Genomic DNA, 24,016 nt, shown 5'->3' with positions numbered 1-24,016 from the left:
TGAGGCTTAGACCAAGCCTTGCTCGGCCAGGCTCAATACCTGCATCGGCGTGACGATGAAGTGATCGAGCAGCCGGATGTCCAGCATCGCCAGGGCAGTTTTGAGGGTCTGCGTCAGCACCTCATCGGCGCGTGACGGAGTTGGATCGCCACTGGGGTGGTTGTGAGCCACCATGACGGCCGCTGCTTCGTGGCGTAGCGCCCCGATGGCAAGCTCGCGCGGATACACAGAGGTCTGTCCCAAGGTGCCGCGAAACAGCGTTTCAGCATGCAGCAGTCGGTGGTGGCTATCCAGGTACAACACCGCGAATTCCTCATGTGGCAAGGTGCCCATGCGAATCCGCAGGTATTCCTTGACCGCCGTCGGCGTCTGCAGGGCCGGGCCGTGATGCACCCTGGCCAGCAACCGCAGCTCAGCGGCGTTCAGGATCTCAACGTCCGATGCCGGCCTGTAGCAGCCACCGGCCTCGGCCACCAGCAGTGGCGAGTTTTCTTCGCGTGCGCGAGAGTCAATCGGATTGATGAACATGGTGCTCTCCAGTCAAAAATGGACGGAGAACACCCCCGGTAGGAGCGTCGCCCCATCCGGGTTGTTGAAATGAGTGATACGGGAATCAGCCCGTGCGATGGCACACTAACGGCCATGGCCGATCGCACGAAACTGATTTCCATCCAGGGTGGCAATGCCGCCCAGCAGGTCGATCTGACCGAACTGCTGGAGGACATGGACTTGAGGCAGGCGCTGCCCAGGCTCAGGGCGCTATCGCGCCGTCGCAAACCTGCGGCCAATTCCGTTCTTGCAGTAGTTGACGCAGGGACAGTGGAAGCTCCTGCACCAGTTCCTGGCGAGCCAGACAGCGGCGCACCAGCCTGACGGCTGAGCACACTTCGTTGGGAGCAAAGTGCTCGCGCGCCTGCTCCAGTTGCAGCCAGTCGTCTTCGCTGGCATGGGCCATCACCCATTCATTGAAGATGCTGTGAAACAGCCTGCGCTCCTGGTCGTCGTTGGTAACAGAAAGGTTGTTGAAGGTCATCGACGTCTCCATGAGAAAAACGGGGACGACCTACCCCGCGCGGGGATCGGCTGTCCCCAGGGGGTTGATGAAAATGCATTCCGGCTGCAGTGCCGGACGAACTCAGCGGGAACGCAGTCGGTGTTCCCAGCCTTCTTCACGCAAGTCCCAGAGCAGTTTCTGAAACTCGCCTTCGAGCTTGTTGGCCATGTCGGGTGGTGTGCCCAACTCGGTAAACGCCTCGAAGATGTGCAGCTCAGGCCAGGGCATCTCGCGCCTGAGCATGACGGGCCTCAGATAGTCGAGCACTTCATGAAGTGCCCTGTCCACCTTGTAGGCTGCATCGTGGGGCTTGCCGGCTGCCACCAGGGTTTTGTAGAAATCGCCAGCCATGTCACGCCAGCTTGATCACCACAGCGATGATGATGCCGGTCGAAGCCAGCATTGCACCGAACATCTTGATCGTGAGGTCGCTGATGGTCTTGTGAAGCTCGGTCACGATTTCGGCCCGAAGCACTTGCCCGTCCGCTTTGCTCAGAACTTGCTCTCGCAAATCCCGAACATCGCCGCGCACGCCTTCGACGCCGTTATCGACCATCTGTTTCATGGCTTGCTCCACCTCGTTGGCGTTATCGGAGGGGATGCCCGCTCGCGACAACGAACCGTAAACAGTCGAATGAGACACGCTCATCAGTCTACTCCTTGCATCGAAAAATGCAGGGCCTGGCTCTTGCGGACAGGCGCCCGCAAGGCTTGATGGAAATCACAGTTGTACCCGGTAGGCTTGCGCCGGCCTGCGTGTTTTCAGGGTTGAACACGCCTTGAGACCATCATCGGTTCGGGTCAGATGGTTTCCCCCAGTGTCCGCCACGCTGCGGGCACTCGGGGAACCCATCGGGTTCCGGGCTAGATACGATTGCTTGAACTGCACCCCCTCACTGCGGCCCGCCATCGCTCCGAAGAGCTGGGGCGGCAGGTGGATCACCGAAAGCGGGGGTCGAGGTGACCAATAAAAGGCGCGAGGGTCAACGGTGCGGCTTGGCTTTCACCGCACACCGCCCATTCGCAAAGCTGCGGACGCATGAGGTCGCCGCCACCCTGCTAGGACATCTTCCCGCGGCATGCCGGGAGGCTGGCCTCTACACCCAATGCGTGATGTAGAGGTCAACCCACCGTCAGGCGGGCTGGAGGCGGAACCCTTGCGGGCTCCCCTTCCTGTCAACTGGTAAAGAGCCAGATCTGCTGCTTGGCATCGAAGCGATAGCCACGCTGCCTAAGCATTCCTGCCTGCTGTCTCAACAAGGCCCGATCCACGGAGGCATCGAGCTTGACGGGCATGGCCCGCTCCATGGCCGACCAGGTTTCTTCATCGAACAGATCGTTTGCAGGTTCAGATTCATCCGCGTCCTGTACGGGTGCGGCTTCCTCCTTGGACTTCTTGAACTTGTCCCAGCGCTTGTCGCGGGGCTCTTCCTGGACGGGTGGCTTCTGGATGGCGGGTGCCGGCTGCGGCTGCTCTTCCAGGGGATCGGGTTCAACGATTTCCTCGGACACCGGGCGTTGATCTTCGGTCAGCACCTGCACATCGCGCAGGCGTGCCCGAATCTCCGTGACGGCCTTCCCGTAGGCGACATACTGGCCCATGTAGATCTCGTCGATCCACACGGTCGCCTCGTAGGTGCCCTCGTCGAACTGGTCGAGCAGTGATTCCTTGACCTTGAACTCACCGAAATCGGTGGACAGGTCAGCAATACAAAACGGGCCATTGCGGCCGTTGATGCGCTTGACGCGCAGGGTGGCATTTTTGACGGTGATCATGGTGGTGTGCTCCTGGTGAAAAAACACGGAAGCACTCCACCCACGCCCCTCGCGGGACATGAGGGTTGTCCCGTGAGGTTGAAAAAAATTAGAAGATACCCAGACCGCTTGCGCGGCCTGGGCTCTCCGAGGCTTGAAGTTACTGACAGGCTTGCGACCTGGCAGTTCTGGCGACGCAACAGCGAGTGTGTGTGCAGTTCGAGGAAGCGTGCCGAGGGTACCCCGACGCTTGCGCGCGTGCCCACTTCAGGGGTTGATGGGCCTCATACGCCAGCAGTGCTGGCCCTGGTTATTCAAGTGACACCAGTAAACACTCGCAAAGCACTCTAAGGATATGCGCTGGGCATCAGAAAATCAAGACTGACTGGCTGCACGCACGGTAACGCTAGGGTTCCATGCGTTGCGTCCATGCGCGGCTGCGATGCGCTGCATGCGCCTGGTCAGCGGTCAGGAAATACTCCACCGACTCGCGGGACACTGGCCCATCCTGATCGCAAGTGCCAAGGTAGTAGCCCGCCCGCGACCGCAGCACCTGCAGTGGCAGGCACTTGTCGCAATACCGCCGGGCCAAAAGGCCATGCGCAGGGGTCTGTGGGTGTTGTAACTCTGTCATCTGGTACTCCGTTCGCTTCAAAAAGCAAACCCCTCGATCCGCCACGAAGGCGAATGCGAGGGGTCTGGTCGTGGCGCTGAGTTTCAGGCTACGGCACGAGCAACATAGTCGGCGCCCTGACGGACGGTACGACCGGCAGCGTATCCACCGTTGTAGGCGGGACGCTGGCTGGCAGGACGTGCTTGCGGCGGACGAGCAGCCGGCTGGACACGTTCCTGGATGCGCTCGGGACGCTGGCGTCGAGGTTCACCCTCGGCCACCTGCGGCGCAGTATCGCGTTGCAGCTCTTCACCCTGTTCGACCGGTTGCGCCGCTGGCGAACCCTGCTCCAACTCCTGGGGAGCGGGTTGCAGGTCGTCAACGGGCTGGTCGGCTTCGGGATCACGCCGGTACACGTTTTCACCGTCGATGGTGATACTGTTGATCAGGAGCAGGCGACCCTTGATGAGTGCTGCCATCTCCTTCTCGCCAGTCTTACTACCATCGCGCCGTACATCGCGTTCGTACATGTGGGGATAAATGTCCCCAATGCGGAATGCGATGAACACCTTGCGCTTGTTCTCAACATCCACCTTCAGGCGCTCGACCATCTCGATGGCCTCGCTGCCACTGACCCGCAGGTCGAAGTAGGTGTAGTCAGGACTCTCCGCATTGCCACGAATGGCAGACACGGAACAGGCAAGGAAGGGTTCGGCACGGCGGCCGGCGTTGCGACGAGGTTCAACCCAGCGGACACGGTTCACGTATCCGACGCCATTGACATGCAGGTTGAAATGGTTGGTTTGTGCGGAAGCAGTCATCATGATCTCCAAAAGAATGGACTTAGGAGATCACGCAGCCCGACACCGACCGTGAGGCCGAGGACAGGGATACGCAAAATCCCTGTCCGGGTTGCAACGAAAATACTCTGGCACCGACCTTGGGAGTCAGTGCGTGCGCCTTTCAAGAGTTGAGGCGCTGCGTGGTGCCTTGCGGCATGTCACAGGACGAAAGCTATATGGTTCGGGGAGCGATGTCAATAGTCGTCATCGACGCCCACACCGTGGAAGCCACACTATGAACCGCACCCTGCACCCCATCAACAGTGACACCGAAGCCGGCTGTCGCGCCGCACTCAAGGCAGCAGAGAGTTTCTTTGACCTATAGGTGCCGCTCAACGTCTTGCCGTTGGTGCAGCACGCGGATCACGTTCAGGTGGTCTGGGAAATCGAGGAAATAGACCACATGCGAGCCGCATAGGTATTTCTGCAGGTTCGGCAGCACGGAGGGGCGGCCTTGCTTTGTTCCTCGGGCTAGCGCATAGCAGGCATCCCGAATTGTGTCGGTGTAGCTGTCGGCCTGGTCTGGCCCCCACCTGTCCGCGCTGTAGTCCCAAATCTCGCCAATGTCCGCCTCCGCCGCTGGCGAAAACGCAATGGCTTTCATGGCGCTGGAAACCCTGCACGCTTACGGGCCTTAAAAGCCTCGAAGTCGAACGGACGCGGTTCACCGGATGCAAGGCCGACATTCAACGCATCTTGCAGCGCCTTTACCCTGGTTTCATGCTCCTCCAGCAGTCGCAGCCCTGCCCGGACTACATCGCTTGCGGAGCCATAGCGTCCGCCCTGCACTTGGGAATCAATGAAACTGGTGAAGTGCTGCCCGAGGGATACGGATGTATTTCGCATGGATGCTCTCCTTGGCTGCGTACCATTTTATATTAATTGTTGGTACTTACCGCGCCGCACATCTGACAGATCAATGTTGTCCGACGCCCAATGTCATCTTTCGGCGCCTGCTGAATCTCGCTTGCCTTGTGTGCCACCGGGTCGGGAATCCGGGACGTTACATGCGACGGCTTGAGCGGTCAGGTGGCCTCCATGCGTCCCCGCAGGTGCGCGGCTTCCTGCTGGGCCCTGGTCAGCTCCTGGGCCTGCTGCGCTGCCAGTGTTTCCGCACGCGTTGCGCGCTCCAGCGCCGCCTGGACTTGGGCCTGGGCCACGGCAGCTGCCTGCTGCGCCGTCTGTGCCTGCTCCCGCCCTGCGTCCAGTGCAACGCGCAGACGCTCGTTCTCGGCCTGCAGGGCATCCACCCGGCCTGCAAGAGTGTCACGCTCACCGCGCAGCGCCTGCGCCAGTACTGACAGGTCGTCGCGGGCGGTTTCCAGTGCCTCACCGGCTACTGCCAGTTCGGCGGCCTCGGCCTGCGCCTGGTCTATTTCGGCCTGAGCCGCTTCACGCGCTGCGGTTGCAGCGCCTGCCAGCTCGGCGGCGATGGCAGCGGCCAGCGCCTTCGGTAGCTCCTGCCCTGGTATAGCTGCCGGGCGCGATTTGCGCCACGCGGCCAGGTGCCGCTGGATGGTGTTCGGGCTACCGGTGTCGCCCAGGCGCTCGCGCACGGCGCGGATAGTGGGTTGCTGACCCTCGGCCTGCAGCGCCTCGGCGGCTGCTGCGACATGGGCGGCGGAAATTCCTGGGCGAGACATATCATATCCATTAATTACAATACAGATACGATATATGATAGCGCTACGATATGCAAGTGTTTTTTAACCGTTCTGCAGAGCACGATCGCAGCAAACGGAGGATGTTATTCGCAACAACGTGGAGCGATAGCGACCCTGGTTTAAGGTGATCGGACGCTGATGACCCAGGCCCTGGTGGAGCCCATGCGGCTGCTGACGCATGACAAGAAGATTGCAGCCTACAGCGATACGATCATTCTTGACCAATGTTGGCAACGTGACTAACATCATCAAGTGGATTGAAAGGAAAGATCATGGGACAGGCACAAGTGCGAACCGTCACGAGCCGAGAGTTCGTGCATAACGTCAGCGCGGCTAAGCGCGCCGCATCCGAGGGGGACACCGTGATCATCACAGACCGCGGCGAGCCTTCCCTCGCGCTCATCCCCATCGCCGAATACCGCCGCCTCACAAAGACCGACAAGAGCCTCGTGGAGCTGCTGCGCATGCCCGAAGCCGACGCCTACGATTTCGACGTTGAACCCATCCGCATCGACGCCAAGGATTTGGACGCATGACGCCCACCAGCAACGGCAGGGAGAAGTGATGTGATGCTGATCCTGGACACCAACGTCGTTTCCGAGGCTCGCAAGAGCACCTGCGCCTCGAATGTGCAAGCCTGGTTGGCCGCCCAGAGCACCGACCAGCTATTCATCACCGCCATCACCGTGCTGGAGATCCAGCGCGGCATCAGCCTGGCCGAGCAGCGCGGGGACGCGGCGCAGGCGGGGGTTTTCAATCACTGGCTTGAGAAAATGGTGCTGCCGGCTTTTGCCGGCCGCATCCTGCCCATCGATCACGTCGTCGCCCGACAGGCGGCGAAATTGCAGTGGGCTGATTCCAGGGACTACCGTGATCCGTTGATTGCCGCAACGGGCCTCGTCCATGGTGCGGCCGTGGTCACGCGCAACATCAAGCATTTCGAGGCCACCGGGGTTCAGCTGGTCAACCCCTGGGAATTTCTCCCCGAGAAAACATGACACTCATCAGCACGAGTCGAAGCCGTTGGCATGTTTCATTGAGTCATGTTATATTTTCGTATAACTTAACCAATGCGGGCCTCAAATGCACACCACGAACCTACGCAAAGTCGGCGGCTCGGTCATGCTGGCCGTCCCGCCCGCCTTTCTCGATCAATTGCACCTGGCGGCTGGCACCACGGTTGGCTTGGCTATCGATCATGGTCGCCTGGTCATCGAACCCAAGCCGCGGCCTCACTACACGCTTGATGAACTGCTGGCCCAGTGTGACCCCTCGGGCGATCCGAGCGTCGAGGAAAAAGAATGGCTGGATACCCCCGCCATCGGCCGTGAGTTGCTGTGATGGAGCGCGGGGACATTTATTTCGTCTCGCTCGATCCCACCTCCGGCCATGAGCAGCAGGGCACCCGCCCAGTGCTCATCGTCTCGCCAGGCGCGTTCAACCGCCTGACGAAGACGCCCGTGGTGCTACCGATCACCAGCGGCGGCGCCTTCACCCGCATGGCCGGTTTCGCCGTCTCCCTGATGGGCGCAGGCACTCGAACAACGGGCGTTGTCGTGTGCGCCCAGCCACGCGCGCTGGATGTGCTCGCCCGCGGCGGCCGCAAGGTGGAAAGCGTGCCTGGCTACATCATGGATGATGTTTTGGCAAAGCTGGCCACGATCCTTGAATGAGAAGGCGACGCCCCTCGCTGCATCGGCAAGTGCTCCGCGCAGGTGTGACTTGCTTCCTGGTGTGTGGCAACTCTATTGCCGCCTTCCTCCAAACTACATCAGGCAGGCTAGACAGAATGGCTTCGCGAACTCGGGCGGCCCGACTCCTGCGATGCCGTAGATTGCAGGCCAAGGGCCTGCAGAGCTACACCAATGCACCCGGTGTTGATTCATTTCCAAAACTGGGCCATTTCGGGACGCGTTCACGCTGAAATCTGAGCCACGTTGCGGCTCTATCGTGCTGAATTTTTCAGCACGTGGGAGCAGGAGTGATTAACGTGAGCACATTGAGCAAGTTACGCCGCCTCGTGCTGAGGCAGGACGTGTCGGTGCGCGAGGCCAGCCGGCGGCTGGGCATCTCGCGCAACACAGCCACCAAGTGGCTCAAAGACGAGCAGATGGTCGAGCCCCGATACCCGCAGCGGGTCTCGGGCCCCAGCATCCTGGATCCGTACAAGGAGCAGTTGAGCCAGTGGCTCAAAGCCGATAGCCATCGCAGCAAACGCGATCGGCGCGGTATCAAGGCCATGTTTGAAGCGCTGCGGGTGCAGGGCTACAGTGGCAGCCGAGGGCCGGTGTACACATTTGCCCAGCGCTGGCAGCAAGAGCAGGGCAACGCGGCGCGTGGTGCAGGGTTCGTGCCGCTGAGCTTCGAACTGGGCGAGGCGTTCCAGTTCGACTGGAGCTGCGAGTACCTCTTCATTGGCGGGCTGCGTCGCCGCCTGGAGGTGGCACACACCAAGCTGGCGGCCAGTCGCGCCTTCTGCCTGGTGGCGTACTACAGCCAGGCGCACGAGATGCTGTTCGATGCGCACGCACGGGCGTTCGCCCTCTTCGGTGGCGTGCCCCGCCGGGGCATCTACGACAACATGAAGACGGCGGTGGACAAGGTCGGCCAGGGCAAGCAACGCAGCGTCAATGCGCGCTTTGAGGCGATGACCGGGCACTACCTGTTCGAGCCGGAGTTCTGCAACCGGGCCGCCGGCTGGGAGAAGGGGGTCGTCGAGAAGAACGTCCAGGATCGGCGCAAGGACATCTGGCGCGAGGCCAGTGAGCGACGCTGGGGATCGCTGGACGAGCTCAACGACTGGTTGCAGCAGGCCTGTGTGAAGGCCTGGGCCGAGATGGCTCACCCTGAGTGGGCACACCTCACGGTGGCCGACGTCTGGCAGGACGAGCGTGCTCGCCTCATGCCCACCCCCCGGGCGTTTGATGGCTACGTGGAGCAGCCGGTGCGGGTCTCTGCCACCTCGCTGATTCACTTCCAGCGCAACCGCTACAGCGTGCCGTGCGAGTGGATCCATGCGGTGGTCAGTCTGCGGGCCTACGCGGATGGCCTGCTGGTGGTCGGGCCTGACGGGCGAAAGGTGCGCCTGGCGCGCAGCTTCGAGCGGGATCAGACGCTCTACGACTGGATGCACTACATCGCGCTGATCGAGCGCAAGCCCGGCGCGTTGCGCAACGGCGCGCCCTTCAAGACCATACCCGAACCCCTGCAGGAGCTGCAGCGCCAGTTGCTGCGCCACAGCGGTGGCGACAAGGTGATGGCGCAGGTGCTCATGGGCGTGAGCCTGCACGGGCTCGAAGCCGTGCTGGTGGCCGTGGAGCTGGCACTGCAGTCGGGGCGAGTGAGCGCCGAGCACGTGCTCAACCTGCTCTCGCGCCTGCAGGAGCAGCGCATGCCCGAGCCACCGGTGGCCACCATGCTCACGCTCAGCACGCCGCCACTGGCCAACCTGCAGCGCTACGACGCGCTGCGCAACGCCCCGCCTCTTGAGGCGTCACAGGAGTCCGGCCATGCATGACGTCATGGATGCTTTGAAGGCGCTGGGCCTGCACGGCATGGCCAGTGCCTGGCCAGAAGTGCTGGGCACTGCCCGCATGAAGTCGCTCGATCACGAGGCCGTGTTGCACCAACTCATCAAGGCCGAGACTGCGCAGCGCGAGGTGCGCTCCATGGCGTACCAGATGCGCGTGGCGCGGTTCCCGGCGCACCGCGATCTCGCTGGCTTTGACTTCGCCCACACGCCCATCGATGAGGCGTTGGTGCGCCATCTGCACACCCTGGGCTTCGTGGACTCGGCACACAACGTGGTGCTGGTCGGTGGCCCCGGCACGGGCAAGACCCATCTGGCCACAGCCATGGGGATCGAGGCCATCCGCATGCATGGCAAACGGGTGCGCTTCTTCTCCACGGTGGACCTGGTCAACGCCCTGGAGATGGAGAAGGCGCAGAACAAGTCCGGGCAAATGGCGCACCGGCTGATGTACGTCGATCTGGTGATCCTCGATGAATTGGGCTACCTGCCGTTCACGCAGTCGGGCGGTGCGATGCTGTTCCACCTGCTCTCCAAACTCTACGAGCGAACGAGCGTGGTGATCACCACCAACCTCACCTTCTCAGAATGGAGCAGTGTCTTTGGCGACGCCAAGATGACCACCGCTTTGCTCGACCGCCTCACGCACCACTGCCACATCGTGGAGACAGGCAATGAAAGCTGGCGATTCAAGCATTCCAGTGCCGCTGGCGCGGCGCCACCCAAGCCGCGCAGCAAAGCTCAGAAAGGAGATCGAAAAACAGCAGACCCGATAGACTTATCCACAACCGAATAGCCAAAACATCTAGGCTCTTTTCGCGAACCGTATGGATGGACTCACCCATGGATAGCCAAAGCCAGTACCGATGCAGGCTGCGGGGCAGACCCGGGGGCGCAGTCAAGCATGCGAAACCAGCCCAGGTAAGAGGCCAGGTACTTGGTGGCCACGCCCTTGAAGCGGCGCATCCAGCCGCGCAAGCGGCGCATCCAGCCGCGCAAGCGGCTGACGTAGGCGTTGACGTTTTGCACATGCCAAGGCCCATCGACGCGAATGCCGGCGCTGACGTTGATGCTGTGGTGTTGCACGCCCAGCAACTGAGCCGCAGCCGCCAGCGAGGGGCTGCTGTCAGTGCACAGCACGGTGTCCTTGGGCAACAGGGGCGCCAGCGCTGCGCTGAGCTCGGCGGCGCTGGTGCGCGCCACGATGATGTTGGCCGTGGCGCCCGCGCGGTCGCGCGCCATGAGCACGGGCACTTGTTCCTTGCTGACACCGCGTTTGCTCGCCTTGCCGCCACGCCGGCGCGCCTGGCGCAGCAGGGCCCGCTGGCCTTTGCAGGACTCAAGGAAATAGGATTCGTCGACCTCGGCAATGCCGTGCAGCGCGCAGGCCTGGCGCCGGCTGGGCAGCTGCAAGAAGCGGTGGCGCCAGCGAAACGCCGTGCTCCAGGCCACGTCCAGCAGCCGGGCCACCTGGGGAATGCTCAAGCCTTGGTCGAGCGCCCGTGCGTACGCCAGCCATTTGCTCCGCAGGTGCAGCTTGCTCAGCGGCGTGCCCGTCAGGGCGTTGAAGGTGCGTGTGCAGCCACGGCACAGAAAGCGCTGCAGGCCTCGGGCAAAGCCGTTCTTGACGAAGTGCGTGCCGCTGCAATGGGGGCAGCGGCCAGGCGCTTGCGATTCGATGGCTTCAATGGAGGCCTCTCGCGCTTGCAGCGCAGCCAGCTGGGCCTGCAGCACCCTGCGCTGGCGCCAGCTCAACTGGGCAATGGCCTGCATCAGTCGATGGAGTTTGGGTTGCTTCACGTTCAGCTCCCGTACGTTGGCAGACGCTTGTGCGCCATGCACTACAGCTGGGGGCTATCGGGCTGGAATAAAGACCCTATCCATACGTTTCGCGAAAAGAGCCAACATCTATCAACCCAGTGGCTCAATATTCGACGTGATCACTGGCTCAGTTGTGCTGATGAATCAACAACTTCCGTCAACAGCGTGTGATAGGGGTGCCTCTCGGCAAGGTTCTCCACCAGCGAGGGATCGGCTTTGGCACGCAGCATGAAGGCATTGCTGCCAAGCTGCTTGCAATAGCCAGCCAGAGACCTCATCAGCAAGGTAAAGGAACGACGTGGCCAATGCGTGAGCCTGGTACGGTGGTCATACATTGCAAACTTGATGCAGACGCCAACCCATTCACCCTCGCGTGCCATGATGCCAGTCTCGAAACTCGTGACATAGTTGTCTGATTCCTGACTGGTGCGTTCAGCATTTTCGGTCATGGTCTATCTCCAAAAAATGACGGCCATCATGGGTTGCTGTCGGGGAGCCGGGATTTCACAGCCTCCACGACATCCTGCTCCGTGGCCTGCTTGGACTGCAGCAGGCTCCATATACCTTCATCAATCGAGCCGGCCACCAGCGGCACGATGACCAGCACATTGCGTCGTTGCCCCAGCCGATAGGCGCGATCTTCCGCCTGGCGCATCAAGGCCGGCGTCCAGGGCAAGGACGCGAAAGCCACATGGTTCGCCGCTGTCAATGTGATTCCCACGCCAGCTGCTGACGTGGTGCCAATAAATACCGTGACGGCCGGATCATTCTGAAAGGCGTCAATCGCCTTTTGCCGCCTGGCGCCAGAGTCTGCACCCACCAGCGTGACACAGGCAATGCCGGCCTGTGCAAACGCATCCCGCATGGCCTCCACAGTCGCCATGTACTCGCAGAAAATAATGATCTTGTCGCCCTCGGAAAGGCTTTCCACTGTTTCGATGAGAAATGGCGTCTTGAGCGCTTCCAGCTTTTGCCGCAGACGAGTGATCTTGGGCATTGTTTGCAGGCTCATATCGCCATGGATTTCCTTGTAACCACCCAATCCTTCCGGTAGTGAAACCCAACGCAATTGGCGTGTCTTGTCACCCAGATCCTTGAGCACGTCCTTGCGCCGACGCAGCATCCAGCCACGCAAAGCCGCCGCCAGAGCCGCACGCTTCTCACCGGTTCCCGTAAATTCCTTGCGAAACGCTTTCATTGGCAGTTGCCCCATCGGATGGCCTGTCAACCGCAGCAGCGTATGCAGCTCGATCTCCCGATTGAGCAAGGGTGTACCGGTAATGACGTAACGGCGTGGAATGCGCGTGGCCATCACAAAGGCATTGCGTGTGCGTCCGGCCTGGTGTTCCTTCAGGTAATGCGCCTCATCCACGGCCATCACCTGGAATTCGAGATCGATCTCACGCACCAGCCCGCCAAGGCGTTCGTAGTTGGCGATGACCCAGTGGCATCCATACAGCGCAGAGATGCGATCCTCACCAGCCATGCCGACGATGGCGTCGGGATAGACCATGCGGATTTCGCGCTCCCAGTTGATGCGCAGCGAAGCCGGGCACACGATCAACACCCTGCCCTCGCCCGCGGCCAGACGTGCAGCCACCACGGTTTGGCGACTCTTGCCCAACCCCATGTCATCGCCCAGGCAGGCGCCGGTTTGACCCAGCAGATGGCGCACGCCGATGAGCTGGTAATCACGCAAGCCCGCACGCACGCCCTCCGCTGCCAAAGCGGCCTGGTCGATTGCCAGGGCCTCGCTGGACAGCTCAGCAGAGAGGAAACCGCTGCCGACCCGCTCGTCGCTGCCTGCATCGCCAGGAACTGGCGATGCTCCTGGAACCTGAATGGGTGAGACATCGGGTGCAGGCGCAATCAGCTCTTCGAGCACCACGGAATGCTCATGCACAAAGGCGAATTCGGGCGCGACGCCAGCGAGTTCGCGCAGTACCTCCAGAATGCGCTGAGTGCCCCCTGCAACCTGCCAGGCCAGGGCCGGCTTATGAAAACTCCCTCGCAGTGCCCGCATGGCACGGACACAGAACAGGTCGTAGGCAAAGCTGACGGCATGCTCTCCCTGGGCCAGGTCGCCCCGCGACAAGGGAAACACCTGAACGTCCAGCACCTGCGTGAAGAAATCACCCTCGGGCGCCGCGATGGCAGACTGCAAAATGCGCTGCGCATCGTCCAGCTCGACATGCTGCCCGGCGTAAAGCGTTCTGAGCCACTCCAGGCTGCGCGCGACGTTCACCAGCTCGATGGCCCACATCCGGCGGCCGGGCACCCACCAGGCCCCGGCCTTGGACAGGGCCCGACCCATGCCGGCAATGCTGTGCAGCTGCAAGCCAAGACGCCGACCGTCGCTCACCGCATGGATAAGCAGCGGCGGCGGCCTCAAGGTCACAGGCGACAGCATCACTGCTCTCCCACTTATCGAAAATGATCCGGCAAGGCCGCCACGACCTCAATGCGCTGCCCCAGGTCGGCCTTGAGATAGATGCCGGTGGTGCTGATGTTCTTATGCCCCAGCAACTGCTGCGTGACCGGCAGGTCGGCACCCGAAGCCTTGAGGATTTCGTGCGCAAAGGTGTGTCTCAGCCAATGGCAGGATGCCCTTCTGAAATCTTCCTGCAGATCCCCTGTCTCAGCTTCTCCAAGCCCCTCCAGATGCTCGGCAACGCTGTCAAAGAAGCGCTTGAGCACCCGATGCAGGCCGGCCTCCGACAAGGCACCGCAGGACGCATGCATGGCGCCCACGGGGGGGCGTTCCAGGATGCTGATCAAGGGAATATCGGCCAGGCCCAAATCAGGCAGCTCGCCGGCAGCCACGAGCGCCCTGCGATCCCCGAGATGGCGCTCCAGGGCATCAATCACGGAGTCCTTGACGGGTAGCTTGCGCTCATGGCCGCCCTTGCCACGCACGGTCAGCACATACCTGGCACCAACAACGTCACCGCCATGCTTGCGCAGATCGCCCCAGGTGTGGGCACTCATCTCCTGGCGGCGCATGCCGGTAGTCTCGCCCAACATCAGGATGGCCAGCAGGCGACGCTTGTGGGCACTGCCCGGCATGGCATCGAGCGTCGCCTTCATGGCGCCCAGGTGGCGCAGTCCAAACGAGCGCGTCGTGTCCATCATGGCGTTCGCCATGCCGGCACCAGCGGCAGCGCGCACGCGGGCAAAGGGATTAGCCGTCAGGTAGCCGCTCTCCACCAGGAATCCATACAGGTGACCGATGGCGGCCAGGGCGCGCCTGGCGCTGCTGCGCGAGAGCGGCCCGCGCATCGGACGCCAGTCGCCATCTTTGCGCATAGCCGGCAAGGCATTCACCCAATGCGCCGGGGGACTGACCAGGAAGCGCGCGTGCTCGATGGCGTCGGCCACGGTCAGCGTGGACAGGCCTTGCCCACGCTCATGGGCCCACATCAGCAGCCGCTCCACATCGCGCCGGTAGGCGGCCAGGGTATGCGGAGATTTGAGGGTCAGGGTGTCCAGCCAGACCCGCAGGGCCTGTTGATCCGACACCGCGCCCAAGGCATTGAACCCTGCGCTCCGCAGATCGGTACCACTTGGCACTGCGGGCCTGCACGATCCAGGTTCCGCGACAGCCGCCATGGCAGTGCCTACACCTCTCACCCTGGGCGACAGGGGTCGCTCCAGCCACGTCTCATGATCGCTCAGCCATTGCACCAGGCGCTCGGCCCGATCCCGGCCAAGGCCTGGCACTGCACGCCACCAGGTGCGGCCGTGACAGTTCACCAGAGTCACCAGGTCGGACAGTTGCAGTACGCCAAACGGCCGTAACTGCTGGCACAGCCGCTCGGACAGCCATAGCGATACGGAATCATGGGCCTTGGGCACCTGAGCGCTGTGCAGTTGAAGCATGTTCAGGGCACGCAGCGCCAGATTCAGATCGCCGGTTAGTGCCGTCGTCAAACCGGGTTGCGCCGAGGCACCGTACTCCTCTTCGTAGAGTGCCAACAGCTCTCGTTCGCCGTAGAGATCGGCATCGAAGCGGTCGGTGAACTCCTGCAGCGAAGGAGCGCTGGCTGGCCGGCACGTCACGACCGCATCGAGCCGCAGGGCGCGCACCAGCAACCCGGCGAGACCGCCCTCCCCCAGGCCCTCCAGGTGCGCGCGCGCCTCACGCGCCAGCACCAGCAGATACGAGCGCACCACCCTGGCATCGGCATGCAGCTCAGGCAGATAACGCCCAGCCGCTGCAGACGGATGCATTCCCTGCACGATGGCGCGCAGCAGCGCCAGATCATGCAGTCGCAACCCGCGAACGCGCGCTACCAATTCACGGCCTGGTGGCCGCCCCCGCTGCGCGTGCCCATTCAAGGCCGCCATATTCGTCACAGCGCGCATAGAAGCCCCTTCGGCGGTGCCTCCACCGGCAAACCGACTTTTGCCGAAACGATGGCCGCAACCTCGTACCAGGCGCCCTCGAAACCGCGCCGGCCGACACTGCGACTGACCTTGCGCTGCTTGCGCACACCGTCCACGGTCTCCATCCAGAAGCCGATCACATGATGCGTCTGCCGTCGCAGGTCAAAGACACAACTGATCGGCAACGCGAGACCCCGAACGGCCCGCTTGCGCGTCAAGTAGGTTCGCGCCTCGGGCTTGTTCTTCCGAGAGGCAAAAACCTCATCCCGGAAATACTGCGCTTCGATCAACGCCGCTTCGATGCCACCGTAGTCCCTCGGGGAAAAATAGGTCTGCCTGGCGGCCAAGCCCTCGGCAAAGGCCGGCAGCTGCACACGCCATAGCCCCGCATCACTCATCCAGCCGATGGACTTCATCGACGCACTCGGCAGGCGGCTACCCGCGTTGGCGATGCGCGCACGCAGACGTTCGAGTGCGTGCGACTCGTACCGGGCCACCTGCCCCACATCTCGGCGTCGATTGACTTCCTGCGTCAACATAACTTTCATTATCGTGACGTACGAATAAATGCCTTAACTCAGCACATCGAAAAGTTCGAGGTGCGTAACGACTCATTAGTTCTTTAAAAATCAACAACTTACACAATTGGCGGGGAGAGTTCTCCGGTTAGCATTTCTGGTGTCGATTCCACTCGAGTTTTGTATTTTTCTCATTGAGTTTTGTACTTTTGGGGCGCGAAAAGATCGCGTAACTATTTGATTTTCAATGGGAATTTTCTTACTGGTGACGTTTCGCCTATCTTCTCAGCCTTCTTTTTAAGCAATTTTCAGAAATTTTTACCCCACCCCTTAGAGCCGCGAATCGCGCGTTGATTGCTCCGCAATGCGGTCTAGCCACCAGTTGAATGCACATTGTTTGTGAGTGCTTGCTTTCTCTGTTCGGTCATTGGGAGGAAATTGGTGAGAAATTTCCCCTTTCGTTGCCGTAAGCGTGGCCTCAAGGCCCTTGTTGCCGGGCCGAGGGGAGCAGGTCAGCATGCGTCCATATGCAAGACAGTGGACATACCCCTGAGTGGAGCGGCCCGAAGGTTGAGCGCACCCTTCGCAACGGCAAGCACATCTATTTCTCAACCTTCAAGGCTTGGCTGGTCGAACAGGCCAGCAGACCGGGCGCATCGGTCGCGGGTCTGGCGCTGCGCAACGGCGTCAATGCCAATCTGCTGCGTCACTGGATGAAGCTGGGTCATTGGCAATCGGGCACCCCGACGCTGTTACCCGTGACTGTTCTCGCACAGCAGCCCTGTGCCGATGTGGTGGCGACCACCCTTGCCCAACCGTCCACGGGGACGGTGGAGATCGAACTGTGTGGCGCCGTCATCCGCCTGAGTGGTCAGGTCGATGCCGCGCAACTGACGACGGTGCTGGCCGCGCTGCGCGCATGATCGGCCTGCCAGCGAACACGAGGGTGTGGATCGTGGCCGGACACACCGACATGCGCAAGGGCTTCGATGGTCTGGCCGCGATGGTGCAGACCGCGCTGAGCGAGAACCCGTTCAGTGGCCACGTCTTCGTCTTCCGCTGCCGGCGCGGCGACATCCTCAAGGTGCTGTGGTTCGATGGCCAGGGCCTGCTGTTGCTCAGCAAGCGACTCGAACGCGGGCGCTTCGTCTGGCCCCAAGCCTCGGGCGGTGGCGTATCGCTGACACCGGCACAGTTGTCGATGCTGCTCGAAGGCATCGATTGGCGCATGCCAGCGCGCACGCATCGGCCGGAGCTGGCCGCGTAGAGCTGGCGTTGCGGGTCATTCCCGATGGAGCCGGACTGGGGGTGAGGCACACTCCAGGCCGTGTCGACGCCCACCCCATCACAGCCGAGCCGCGAAGAATTGTTGCGCATCATCGAGGCGCGCGATAGCGAGGTGGCGCTGCTCAAGCTGATGGTCGACAAGCTCAAGTTGCAACTGCTGCGCCGGGTTCGTTCCGAATTCGGTACATCCAGCGAGCAGTTGACTGCGCAGATGCCTTTGATCGATGGCGACCAAGCCGCATTGAGCATGCGTGCCAAGGGTGTCCCGGTGCCGGCCCCCGCCAATGACGCGCAGATCGACCGCCGTCTGCCGGCGCATCTGCCGCGCGACGTCCAGGAACACCTGCCCCAGCTCAGCAACAGCCATCACGACGGTACGGGCCAACCCTGCGGCTGCACGGCCTGCGGTGCCCGGTTGCGCAAGATCGGGCAAGACGTCTCCGAGCAGCTGGAGTACGTGCCGGCGCACTTCAAGGTGATCCGGCATGTGCGGCCCAAGCTGGTTTGCGTGGGCTGCCAGACGATCTTCCAGGCCAGCGCACCGGGCCGCCCGATTGCGCGTGGTGTGGCCGGCGCCGGCCTGCTGGCCCATGTGCTGGTCTCCAAGTATTGCGACCACTTGCCCTTGTACCGCCAAAGCGGCATCTACGCCCGCAGCGGCGTTGAGCTGGACCGCTCCACGCTGGCCGGCTGGGTCGATCAGGCCGATCAGTTGCTGGACCCGCTGGTGGCGGCGCTGGGGCGCTACACCTTGGCGGCGGCCAAGATCCACGCCGACGACACCCCCGTCCCGGTGCTGCAGCCCGGGCGGGGCAAGACCAAGACCGGACGCTTGTGGGTGTACGTCAGAGACGACCGCCCGATCGGTTCCAGCGAGCCTCCTGCAGCCTGGTACCAGTACACGCCGGACCGCAAGGGTGAACACCCACAGCGGCACCTGCGGCAATACCGGGGCATCCTGCAGGCAGACGCCTATGGCGGCTGGGGCAAGCTCTACGGATCAGGCCAGATCACCGAGGCCGCTTGCTGGGCGCACGCGCGCCGACCTTGGTGGGATCTGTACCTCAGCAGCGGCAAAGACGAGACTTCCATCGCCGCACAGGCGCTCGGACGCATCGCCGAGCTGTATGCGATCGAACGCGACATTCGGGGACAAGCTCCCGATGTTCGGCAGGCCCAACGCCAGGCGCGGGCTGGCCCGCTGCTGCAGGAGATGCACGCCTGGCTGAGCCAACTGCTGGGGCGGGTGTCGGCCAAATCGGAATTGGCACAGGCCATCGGCTACAGCCTTGCGCGCTGGCAGGCCCTGACGCGCTATTGCGATGACGGCCGTATCGAGATGGACAACAACGCCGCCGAGCGGGCGCTGCGTGGGGTGGCCTTGGGGCGGGGCAACTACCTGTTCATGGGCTCGGACGCGGGCGGCGAGCGCGCGGCCGCAATCTACAGCCTGGTGCAGACCGCCAAACTCAATGGGCTGGACCCCGAGGCCTACCTGCGTGAGGTGCTCGGCCGCATTGCCGAGCACCCCATCAACCGCATCGATGAGCTGTTGCCTTGGAACCTGATGCACACAGGGGTCAGCCCAACACAGCAGCGCCGGGCAGCATGAGTGCACCCGGCATCGACCCTCGGGTGCTGGACGCCCTGCAGAGCGCCAGCAGCCTGGAGCTGTTCCAGCTGAGCACGCTGATCGAGCGGCTGCTGGCCGATCCGCGGCGCATCATTGCCGTGCGCAAGGACATGCACCTGGGCCAGACGGTGCGCTTTGTGGACTGGCGCGATGGCAGCCTGCGTGAAGGCAAGGTCGTGGCCATGCGCGAGGCCCAGGTCACCTTGCAGGACTTGCGAGAGCGCAAGGAGTGGAAGCTGCCCTACGCCGCAATCGAACCGCTTCCGCCCGATCCTGCGGCACCTCCTCAAGCGGTGGAGCCAGAGCCGCCCGCCCCAACGCGACCGACACGCAACGACTTCCGCTGTGGCGAAAAGGTGGCCTTTGAGGACAAGTACCTGCAGACCGTGGTGGGCATCATCGTGCGCATCAACAGCCGCACCGCCACCATCGACCCCGGCGATGGCACCCATTGGCGCGTCGGCTTCGCCCTGCTGCGCCACGTCCTGGACGTTTGACTATCCGCTGTCATCCTCGTCAAGAGGGTGTTGAGGCGACGCTTACTCGTTGCCGGTCCAAGAACTGGGAGCAACGGCGCCCCTACCCGTTTCCTACGGGTTGCTCGTTCGTGTGGCAAAGGAGTGACAGTGCGTGCCAGTGGACGAGTCGCGATCGGATAGGTTTAGGCTGGTTGCTGCCGCTCGACTTCGGCGTCGTGCCATGTTCAAAGTGCCACAGCAGAGATTTCATCGGTCAGTACCGCAAGAGACCGGTCTACCACTTGAACCGGTCACTTGGCGGGAGGAGACTTGTGAGACTTCCGGGAATGGCGGCTTCCAACGTGTGTGAACGGGTCCTCTCGACCCATTGCTGCCGGCCATTGGGTCAATCGGCCTGCCGAAAAGCGGTCGGACTCGGACTAACCTGTGCGGCGAGGACAACTGCGTCACTCTTCATCATCCTTGCATCGCCGCAGGCCGCCAACAGTCTGAGCTGAAACGTGTTCATCGACGCTTGCGAAAAGCTTTAGCAAACGCGTAGCATTCAAATCACCGTGGCCGTCGATTAAATTTGGATTAGCCGAAATGAACCAAAATGGCGCCTTTCGCATCGAGAAATCATGCGGCCGTTCGCAAATCTGTACTCGGCCGTCGGATTGCATAAATGCATTATGTGTAAGATATGCGTCTGAGTTGCCTACAGTGGTAAGTGCATCATCCCACTGCTCTGAGCGGATCTGATTTGTAGCCAACGTCCCAACTGCCACCCCAGCAGGGAACAAGATCCGTGTTGCCCAATCTGTCCGTGATCCCACCACGACAGTATTTGGCGAGTAAAATGGATCGTTTGAATATTCGCTCCAGAGTGAGTGCAGCGCTGAGAAGCGTAGCGCCTCTATAGCCGGGTTAATCAAAATAAGCAGGTCCCCAACCTTGGTTGACGTTGGAGAGCCTCTACTATCTAGAACAGCACCCCCGTACCTCAACGCAAGTGACTGCGAATTCGCTTGATACGCAATCAAACCTCCAAAGCTGTGGCCAATAATATAGGTCCTAAAATTTTCACCTTTGACCAAGCCCGGTAAGTGATAGCGTTCGTTGTCGTCCTTTAGCTGCTGCAGTGTTGCAAAAAACTCCTGGATTGAGCCGGATGCCACGCGATGGGCGGCGGCTTTGCGCGACCAAAATGTCAGGATATTGAGTGGAAACCTCAGAGTCTTCCCCGGCCATCCGATGTATATCCCGAGTGTCTTTCTGGCCTTGCAGCCTTCTTCTGATTTGCATTGCACTGCCCGGGAGAGCAGAAAAGTTTTGAACTGAGAGACGTGTTCATCCACTGGATTGGCACTGTGTTGCCAACCATGCACAAAGACAAACACTTCTACAGCGGTATTTGGCGGGCGCAGTGATTCACGGATAAGGCGCAGCGCGGCGAAAGACTGTCTCTGATCGAAATATTCACCTTGATCATCGAACTCAACAAATGCAAGTTGAACCTCGCCGTGCCGCTCTATTGAAGCGCATACATCGGGAAAAGCTGGTTGACCGTCTGCTTCTAGTCTACTGAGGCCGATCGCTTCACATGCATCCTCAAGCGGATGAAATGATTTATTGGGCTCCCGATGCAAAACGTACACCATAACGAATAGCACGGCAATTGCAATTGATGCGCCCCATTTACCCGGTATGCGGAGCTCGCGCTTGAAGCTAGTGGTTTTCGGCGACACTATCTGCGTCATAACCTGCTCCCGTTCTGATCTAGGAATTTTCTTCGTTGCTTTGCGGGAAAGCTTACCCTACTCGTCGAGCTGAATCCTTGTGCCCCTGGAACTACGCCGCACCGGCCTACCAAATCGCAGCCTGTCATGAGCGGCTCGTTATGGCCGAGAGCGCCGCTTCCGTCGAACTCCACAAAGCTGCCATTGAGGGCGGCTACCAGCGTGTGGCCGCCCGCGTAGCCCTGCGCCTTGAGTTGCGCAAACAGCGCCCTGGACGTGCGCCGATCCCGTTTGGGCCGACGCGCATCGCCTTGTAGTGCCTCCTGCAGTTGCGCCTCGAAGGCCGTCAGCTTGCCCGCAGTGTCGCGGCGCTGGTATTTCGGCATCGCCGCCTCAGGCTCCTTGAGCCACTTCTTGACGGTGTTGCGCGACAGCCCCGTGCGTCTCGCAATCTCGCTGAGCGACAACCTGTCGCGCAAACGCATTCGCCGAACTTTTCCAATCATTTCCATGGTGATCACCTCTTTGCTCCTGCCCAAAAATCAGGCAAGGCAGGCTAAACACCCTGGTCAATATTCGGCCGGAATTACACCGGTTTGCTGGTCAGTTTTCGGCCGGCAACAACACCTCGCCGTAGGCCTCTTGCAGATCCTTGAGCTGGCGCTCGTACTGCTCGCGCACGTCCTGCGGGTTGGCCTTCAAGGCGTTCTCCATGCCCTTCTTGCCATCTTCCAGCCAAACCTCGATCTCCGAGGGCTGCAGGTCGTAGGCCCGACTGGCCTCGGCCACGCTGGTCTTGCCCTGGATGATCTCCAGCACCAACGCAGTCTTGCGCTTGGCCGTCCAGCGCTTGATCTCTTCGTCCATCAACGTACTCATGGTGTCCTTTTCTCGACGGTAACACCTGAGCAGGTTTTCACTGGGTCAATACAACACGGCCCAACCTTGACTCGCTACCTACCAGTCGGTAGACTGCGCAAATATCTCCGGTATATCAGCTCCGCATAAGCCGCGCTAACGTCCTTCATTCCATGGCCCGCCCTACGCACTCCGACACTCGCGATTCGCTAATGCGGACGGCTGAATCCCTCCTGCGTTCCAAGGGATACGCCGCCTTTAGTTATGCCGACTTGGCTGAAGCCGTCGGTATTCGCAAGGCCAGCATTCACCACCACTTTCCCGCTAAGGAAGACCTTGGACTAGCAGTAGTACAGGCGTATGTTGAACGCATGGTTCAGTCCTACGACGATATTTGCCATCGACACTCGTCGGTTGAGGTTCGCCTGGCAGCCTTCGCTGACTGGTTTATGGCTGGAGCAAAGGAAGGCCGATTACCGCTATGTGGTGCCCTCGCCGCAGAGATGGCCGTCTTGCCTCCGCGGCTGCAGGCGTTGACTCGGAATTTCTTCCGCATTCAGCTCCAGTGGCTTCAGAAGGTCCTTGATGAGGGTGCAGCCCTTCAGGAGATTCCTGCCCATATAGACACTGAAGTCTGCTCGCGCCAGATCCTGAGCTTGTTGGAAGGATCCAGCTTTGTTGATTGGGCATTGGACGATCGTAAGACGGTCGATGCCCGCACCCTGCTTTGCCTTGCAGGTATTTCACCTGCCCCCCGAGCTCTGCACTGAATGGGTGCGAGTTGATAAATTTACTCAGGACTGTTCCCATGAAAACTGTACATGTCGACCTGTGGTCGGATTTCGTCTGTCCTTGGTGCTGGATCGCCAAGCGCCGCCTGGATCAAGCTACCGAGCGCCTTGCCGGCAAGGTGCAGGTGAGCATCACCAACCATGCCTATCGCCTGGCCAAGGGCATGGCGCCGACGGATTACGCCAGCGCCCTCAAGATGAAACTCGGCGGCGAGCGCCAAGCCAAGCAAATGATGGACGCCGTTTCCGCACATGGCAGGATAGAAAGCCTGACGTATAACTTCCAAACCATGCGCTTCGGCGACACGCGCGCCGCCCACTCGCTGGTGAAAAGCTTGAACACCGAAGCCGAGCGCGACAAGATGATCGAGGCGCTGTCGCTGGCGAGCGTCACTAACGGCCAGGACATTTTCGACCACGACGTGCTGCGCGCCGTTGCCGCGCAGGCGGGCCTTTCTCCGGAACGAATCGCCGCAATCGACTTCGACCGCGTGCGCGACATTGAACAGGATGAGAGGCGAGCAAGTTCGGTCGCCAACGGCGTGCCACTGTTTATCTTCAACGACAAGGCCTATATCTCCGGCGCCCAGCCCCTCGAGGCATTCGTCGCAGCCCTGAGCCAGACGGCGATTGACGCACCGGCATCGCCGAACACCGAAGACGGCGCCAGCTGCGGCATCTACGGCTGCCGGATCTGAGTTTGGGACTCGGAAACGGCAGGCCAGGCTCCGATGCCCTCGTCACCCCGAGAAAGACATTCATGAGGTTTGATTTCAATCAGGTGATATTGCGCTCGGGGACCAATGTTCTCGCTCAGGAGAACGCCCTGCGGATCTATCTGGACCGCAACCTCACGTACATGCAGCGCTACCTGTCCCCAGCGCTTCCCGAGGCCCGGTTCCAGATTCCGCAGGCCACCTATCTAGCATGAGTGGACCCAAGTACGTACTTCGAGCCTTCCTTCAACCTGACCTGCTTCTTTCTGAAGCAAGCCGGCCTGATCCTGGCAAGTGGAGAGATGTTCGTCGAAAACGACTCACAGCATATTCGGCTCAACCTCGCGCACCC

The 24,016-nt window shown here is 61.3% G+C and carries 31 protein-coding genes; 13 read left to right on the top strand and 18 right to left on the bottom strand.

The features are described from left to right. Positions 1–6: 6 nt before the first annotated feature. From KIT53_RS01930 to KIT53_RS01885, 10 genes are all read right to left on the bottom strand, one after another. Positions 7–528, bottom strand: coding sequence for a JAB domain-containing protein (locus KIT53_RS01930; RefSeq protein ID WP_297746738.1), 522 nt, complete (start codon positions 526–528; stop codon positions 7–9). Between the two features lie 223 nt (positions 529–751). Then, entirely contained in the window at positions 752–1,033 is a 282-nt protein-coding gene (locus KIT53_RS01925; RefSeq protein WP_297746733.1) for a hypothetical protein, read from the bottom strand. A 102-nt stretch (positions 1,034–1,135) separates the two neighbouring features. After that, positions 1,136–1,405 carry a hypothetical protein gene (locus KIT53_RS01920; RefSeq protein WP_297746730.1) on the bottom strand — a complete coding sequence of 90 codons (270 nt, stop codon included), beginning with the start codon at positions 1,403–1,405 and terminating at the stop codon, positions 1,136–1,138. Position 1,406: 1 nt separating this feature from the next. Continuing rightward, complete coding sequence (locus tag KIT53_RS01915; RefSeq protein ID WP_297746727.1) at positions 1,407–1,703, bottom strand: hypothetical protein; 297 nt, start codon at positions 1,701–1,703, stop codon at positions 1,407–1,409. 527 nt (positions 1,704–2,230) lie between these two features. Next, positions 2,231–2,830, bottom strand: coding sequence for a DUF3275 family protein (locus tag KIT53_RS01910; RefSeq protein WP_297746724.1), 600 nt, complete (start codon positions 2,828–2,830; stop codon positions 2,231–2,233). Positions 2,831–3,215: 385 nt separating this feature from the next. Continuing rightward, on the bottom strand, positions 3,216–3,443 hold the full coding sequence (locus KIT53_RS01905; protein ID WP_297746721.1) for a hypothetical protein: 228 nt from the start codon (positions 3,441–3,443) through the stop codon (positions 3,216–3,218). A gap of 83 nt (positions 3,444–3,526) precedes the next feature. After that, positions 3,527–4,246 carry a DUF3577 domain-containing protein gene (locus KIT53_RS01900; protein WP_297746718.1) on the bottom strand — a complete coding sequence of 240 codons (720 nt, stop codon included), beginning with the start codon at positions 4,244–4,246 and terminating at the stop codon, positions 3,527–3,529. A gap of 337 nt (positions 4,247–4,583) precedes the next feature. Next, entirely contained in the window at positions 4,584–4,868 is a 285-nt protein-coding gene (locus KIT53_RS01895) for a type II toxin-antitoxin system RelE/ParE family toxin (protein WP_297746715.1), read from the bottom strand. Continuing rightward, positions 4,865–5,110 carry a type II toxin-antitoxin system ParD family antitoxin gene (locus tag KIT53_RS01890; protein ID WP_297746711.1) on the bottom strand — a complete coding sequence of 82 codons (246 nt, stop codon included), beginning with the start codon at positions 5,108–5,110 and terminating at the stop codon, positions 4,865–4,867. The genes KIT53_RS01895 and KIT53_RS01890 overlap by 4 nt, the downstream gene beginning before the upstream one ends. A gap of 179 nt (positions 5,111–5,289) precedes the next feature. Then, the gene (locus tag KIT53_RS01885; RefSeq protein WP_297746708.1) at positions 5,290–5,907 is read right to left on the bottom strand and encodes a DNA-binding protein; all 618 of its coding nucleotides are present in this window, start codon (positions 5,905–5,907) and stop codon (positions 5,290–5,292) included. Positions 5,908–6,200: 293 nt separating this feature from the next. Between KIT53_RS01885 and KIT53_RS01880 the strand changes: the two genes are divergently transcribed. From KIT53_RS01880 to istB, 6 genes are all read left to right on the top strand, one after another. Further along, entirely contained in the window at positions 6,201–6,464 is a 264-nt protein-coding gene (locus tag KIT53_RS01880) for a type II toxin-antitoxin system Phd/YefM family antitoxin (RefSeq protein ID WP_297746705.1), read from the top strand. Positions 6,465–6,497: 33 nt separating this feature from the next. Beyond that, complete coding sequence (locus tag KIT53_RS01875; protein ID WP_366521882.1) at positions 6,498–6,926, top strand: type II toxin-antitoxin system VapC family toxin; 429 nt, start codon at positions 6,498–6,500, stop codon at positions 6,924–6,926. 85 nt (positions 6,927–7,011) lie between these two features. Further along, positions 7,012–7,269 (top strand): antitoxin, encoded by a 258-nt coding sequence (locus KIT53_RS01870; RefSeq protein ID WP_297746699.1) that lies wholly within the window; start codon positions 7,012–7,014, stop codon positions 7,267–7,269. After that, complete coding sequence (locus KIT53_RS01865; RefSeq protein ID WP_297746696.1) at positions 7,269–7,601, top strand: type II toxin-antitoxin system PemK/MazF family toxin; 333 nt, start codon at positions 7,269–7,271, stop codon at positions 7,599–7,601. Before KIT53_RS01870 ends, KIT53_RS01865 begins: the two co-directional genes overlap by 1 nt. 317 nt (positions 7,602–7,918) lie before the next feature. Then, on the top strand, positions 7,919–9,445 hold the full coding sequence (gene istA, locus KIT53_RS01860) for an IS21 family transposase (protein WP_297746693.1): 1,527 nt from the start codon (positions 7,919–7,921) through the stop codon (positions 9,443–9,445). After that, a complete protein-coding gene (gene istB, locus KIT53_RS01855) occupies positions 9,438–10,253 on the top strand; it encodes an IS21-like element helper ATPase IstB (RefSeq protein WP_297746690.1) in 816 nt (271 codons plus the stop codon). The genes istA and istB overlap by 8 nt, the downstream gene beginning before the upstream one ends. A 41-nt stretch (positions 10,254–10,294) precedes the next feature. On the opposite strand, the gene KIT53_RS01850 is transcribed toward istB, so the two are convergent. The 5 genes from KIT53_RS01850 to KIT53_RS01830 form a co-directional block, all read right to left on the bottom strand. Next, complete coding sequence (locus KIT53_RS01850; RefSeq protein WP_297746687.1) at positions 10,295–11,257, bottom strand: IS1595 family transposase; 963 nt, start codon at positions 11,255–11,257, stop codon at positions 10,295–10,297. Between the two features lie 140 nt (positions 11,258–11,397). Continuing rightward, entirely contained in the window at positions 11,398–11,727 is a 330-nt protein-coding gene (locus KIT53_RS01845; protein ID WP_297746684.1) for a hypothetical protein, read from the bottom strand. Between the two features lie 26 nt (positions 11,728–11,753). Continuing rightward, the gene (locus KIT53_RS01840) at positions 11,754–13,688 is read right to left on the bottom strand and encodes a DEAD/DEAH box helicase (protein ID WP_297746680.1); all 1,935 of its coding nucleotides are present in this window, start codon (positions 13,686–13,688) and stop codon (positions 11,754–11,756) included. Positions 13,689–13,702: 14 nt separating this feature from the next. Continuing rightward, on the bottom strand, positions 13,703–15,553 hold the full coding sequence (locus tag KIT53_RS01835) for a phage integrase family protein (RefSeq protein WP_297746677.1): 1,851 nt from the start codon (positions 15,551–15,553) through the stop codon (positions 13,703–13,705). A 77-nt stretch (positions 15,554–15,630) separates the two neighbouring features. Further along, entirely contained in the window at positions 15,631–16,203 is a 573-nt protein-coding gene (locus tag KIT53_RS01830; RefSeq protein WP_297746673.1) for a hypothetical protein, read from the bottom strand. 506 nt (positions 16,204–16,709) lie between these two features. On the opposite strand from KIT53_RS01830, the gene KIT53_RS01825 reads away from it, so the two are divergent. From KIT53_RS01825 to KIT53_RS01810, 4 genes are read left to right on the top strand one after another with little or no spacing between them, the layout of a single operon-like run. Further along, on the top strand, positions 16,710–17,105 hold the full coding sequence (locus KIT53_RS01825; RefSeq protein ID WP_226858640.1) for a transposase: 396 nt from the start codon (positions 16,710–16,712) through the stop codon (positions 17,103–17,105). Beyond that, entirely contained in the window at positions 17,102–17,449 is a 348-nt protein-coding gene (gene tnpB, locus KIT53_RS01820; protein ID WP_297746664.1) for an IS66 family insertion sequence element accessory protein TnpB, read from the top strand. The genes KIT53_RS01825 and tnpB overlap by 4 nt, the downstream gene beginning before the upstream one ends. Positions 17,450–17,509: 60 nt before the next feature. Next, the gene (locus KIT53_RS01815; protein ID WP_297746661.1) at positions 17,510–19,081 is read left to right on the top strand and encodes an IS66 family transposase; all 1,572 of its coding nucleotides are present in this window, start codon (positions 17,510–17,512) and stop codon (positions 19,079–19,081) included. Beyond that, entirely contained in the window at positions 19,078–19,599 is a 522-nt protein-coding gene (locus KIT53_RS01810; protein WP_297746657.1) for a hypothetical protein, read from the top strand. Before KIT53_RS01815 ends, KIT53_RS01810 begins: the two co-directional genes overlap by 4 nt. A 428-nt stretch (positions 19,600–20,027) precedes the next feature. Here the strand turns inward: KIT53_RS01810 and KIT53_RS01805 are convergent, their stop codons facing one another. The 3 genes from KIT53_RS01805 to KIT53_RS01795 all read right to left on the bottom strand — a co-directional run bounded on the left by KIT53_RS01805 (position 20,028) and on the right by KIT53_RS01795 (position 22,178). Then, positions 20,028–21,320, bottom strand: a complete 1,293-nt coding sequence (locus KIT53_RS01805) for an alpha/beta fold hydrolase (protein ID WP_297746654.1) — start codon at positions 21,318–21,320, stop codon at positions 20,028–20,030. Further along, entirely contained in the window at positions 21,317–21,811 is a 495-nt protein-coding gene (locus tag KIT53_RS01800; protein ID WP_297746937.1) for a helix-turn-helix domain-containing protein, read from the bottom strand. The genes KIT53_RS01805 and KIT53_RS01800 overlap by 4 nt, the downstream gene beginning before the upstream one ends. A 91-nt stretch (positions 21,812–21,902) precedes the next feature. Next, positions 21,903–22,178 (bottom strand): DUF1153 domain-containing protein, encoded by a 276-nt coding sequence (locus tag KIT53_RS01795; RefSeq protein WP_297746651.1) that lies wholly within the window; start codon positions 22,176–22,178, stop codon positions 21,903–21,905. A 191-nt stretch (positions 22,179–22,369) separates the two neighbouring features. Here KIT53_RS01795 and KIT53_RS01790 point away from each other — a divergent pair, with 191 nt between their 5' ends. From KIT53_RS01790 to KIT53_RS01780, 3 genes are all read left to right on the top strand, one after another. Then, the gene (locus tag KIT53_RS01790) at positions 22,370–22,927 is read left to right on the top strand and encodes a TetR/AcrR family transcriptional regulator (protein WP_297746647.1); all 558 of its coding nucleotides are present in this window, start codon (positions 22,370–22,372) and stop codon (positions 22,925–22,927) included. Between the two features lie 38 nt (positions 22,928–22,965). Next, entirely contained in the window at positions 22,966–23,646 is a 681-nt protein-coding gene (locus KIT53_RS01785) for a DsbA family oxidoreductase (protein ID WP_297746644.1), read from the top strand. A gap of 62 nt (positions 23,647–23,708) precedes the next feature. Beyond that, positions 23,709–23,879: a hypothetical protein gene (locus KIT53_RS01780; protein ID WP_297746641.1), complete on the top strand. Its 171-nt coding sequence runs from the start codon at positions 23,709–23,711 to the stop codon at positions 23,877–23,879. Positions 23,880–24,016 lie beyond the last annotated feature (137 nt).

This window comes from Hydrogenophaga sp. (assembly GCF_026125785.1).
Lineage (GTDB): Bacteria > Pseudomonadota > Gammaproteobacteria > Burkholderiales > Burkholderiaceae_C > Hydrogenophaga.
Note: the sequence above shows the minus strand (reverse complement) of the source record. Positions and strands in the feature narration are given on the sequence as shown.

Excerpts from the sequence above, each read along its gene's own strand:
- KIT53_RS01920 (WP_297746730.1), bottom strand. The coding sequence starts at position 1,405 with ATGGCTGGCGATTTCTACAAAACCCTGGTGGCAGCCGGCAAGCCCCAC.
- KIT53_RS01840 (WP_297746680.1), bottom strand. The coding sequence starts at position 13,688 with ATGCTGTCGCCTGTGACCTTGAGGCCGCCGCCGCTGCTTATCCATGCG.
- tnpB (WP_297746664.1), top strand. The coding sequence starts at position 17,102 with ATGATCGGCCTGCCAGCGAACACGAGGGTGTGGATCGTGGCCGGACAC.
- KIT53_RS01905 (WP_297746721.1), bottom strand. The coding sequence starts at position 3,443 with ATGACAGAGTTACAACACCCACAGACCCCTGCGCATGGCCTTTTGGCC.
- KIT53_RS01845 (WP_297746684.1), bottom strand. The coding sequence starts at position 11,727 with ATGACCGAAAATGCTGAACGCACCAGTCAGGAATCAGACAACTATGTC.
- KIT53_RS01825 (WP_226858640.1), top strand. The coding sequence starts at position 16,710 with ATGCAAGACAGTGGACATACCCCTGAGTGGAGCGGCCCGAAGGTTGAG.
- KIT53_RS01910 (WP_297746724.1), bottom strand. The coding sequence starts at position 2,830 with ATGATCACCGTCAAAAATGCCACCCTGCGCGTCAAGCGCATCAACGGC.
- KIT53_RS01885 (WP_297746708.1), bottom strand. The coding sequence starts at position 5,907 with ATGTCTCGCCCAGGAATTTCCGCCGCCCATGTCGCAGCAGCCGCCGAG.
- KIT53_RS01890 (WP_297746711.1), bottom strand. The coding sequence starts at position 5,110 with ATGCGAAATACATCCGTATCCCTCGGGCAGCACTTCACCAGTTTCATT.
- KIT53_RS01780 (WP_297746641.1), top strand. The coding sequence starts at position 23,709 with ATGAGGTTTGATTTCAATCAGGTGATATTGCGCTCGGGGACCAATGTT.
- KIT53_RS01790 (WP_297746647.1), top strand. The coding sequence starts at position 22,370 with ATGCGGACGGCTGAATCCCTCCTGCGTTCCAAGGGATACGCCGCCTTT.
- KIT53_RS01895 (WP_297746715.1), bottom strand. The coding sequence starts at position 4,868 with ATGAAAGCCATTGCGTTTTCGCCAGCGGCGGAGGCGGACATTGGCGAG.
- KIT53_RS01900 (WP_297746718.1), bottom strand. The coding sequence starts at position 4,246 with ATGATGACTGCTTCCGCACAAACCAACCATTTCAACCTGCATGTCAAT.
- KIT53_RS01925 (WP_297746733.1), bottom strand. The coding sequence starts at position 1,033 with ATGACCTTCAACAACCTTTCTGTTACCAACGACGACCAGGAGCGCAGG.
- KIT53_RS01930 (WP_297746738.1), bottom strand. The coding sequence starts at position 528 with ATGTTCATCAATCCGATTGACTCTCGCGCACGCGAAGAAAACTCGCCA.
- KIT53_RS01915 (WP_297746727.1), bottom strand. The coding sequence starts at position 1,703 with ATGAGCGTGTCTCATTCGACTGTTTACGGTTCGTTGTCGCGAGCGGGC.
- KIT53_RS01805 (WP_297746654.1), bottom strand. The coding sequence starts at position 21,320 with ATGACGCAGATAGTGTCGCCGAAAACCACTAGCTTCAAGCGCGAGCTC.
- KIT53_RS01810 (WP_297746657.1), top strand. The coding sequence starts at position 19,078 with ATGAGTGCACCCGGCATCGACCCTCGGGTGCTGGACGCCCTGCAGAGC.
- KIT53_RS01785 (WP_297746644.1), top strand. The coding sequence starts at position 22,966 with ATGAAAACTGTACATGTCGACCTGTGGTCGGATTTCGTCTGTCCTTGG.
- KIT53_RS01865 (WP_297746696.1), top strand. The coding sequence starts at position 7,269 with ATGGAGCGCGGGGACATTTATTTCGTCTCGCTCGATCCCACCTCCGGC.
- KIT53_RS01870 (WP_297746699.1), top strand. The coding sequence starts at position 7,012 with ATGCACACCACGAACCTACGCAAAGTCGGCGGCTCGGTCATGCTGGCC.
- KIT53_RS01830 (WP_297746673.1), bottom strand. The coding sequence starts at position 16,203 with ATGTTGACGCAGGAAGTCAATCGACGCCGAGATGTGGGGCAGGTGGCC.
- KIT53_RS01800 (WP_297746937.1), bottom strand. The coding sequence starts at position 21,811 with ATGGAAATGATTGGAAAAGTTCGGCGAATGCGTTTGCGCGACAGGTTG.
- istB (WP_297746690.1), top strand. The coding sequence starts at position 9,438 with ATGCATGACGTCATGGATGCTTTGAAGGCGCTGGGCCTGCACGGCATG.
- KIT53_RS01880 (WP_297746705.1), top strand. The coding sequence starts at position 6,201 with ATGGGACAGGCACAAGTGCGAACCGTCACGAGCCGAGAGTTCGTGCAT.
- KIT53_RS01875 (WP_366521882.1), top strand. The coding sequence starts at position 6,498 with ATGCTGATCCTGGACACCAACGTCGTTTCCGAGGCTCGCAAGAGCACC.
- KIT53_RS01795 (WP_297746651.1), bottom strand. The coding sequence starts at position 22,178 with ATGAGTACGTTGATGGACGAAGAGATCAAGCGCTGGACGGCCAAGCGC.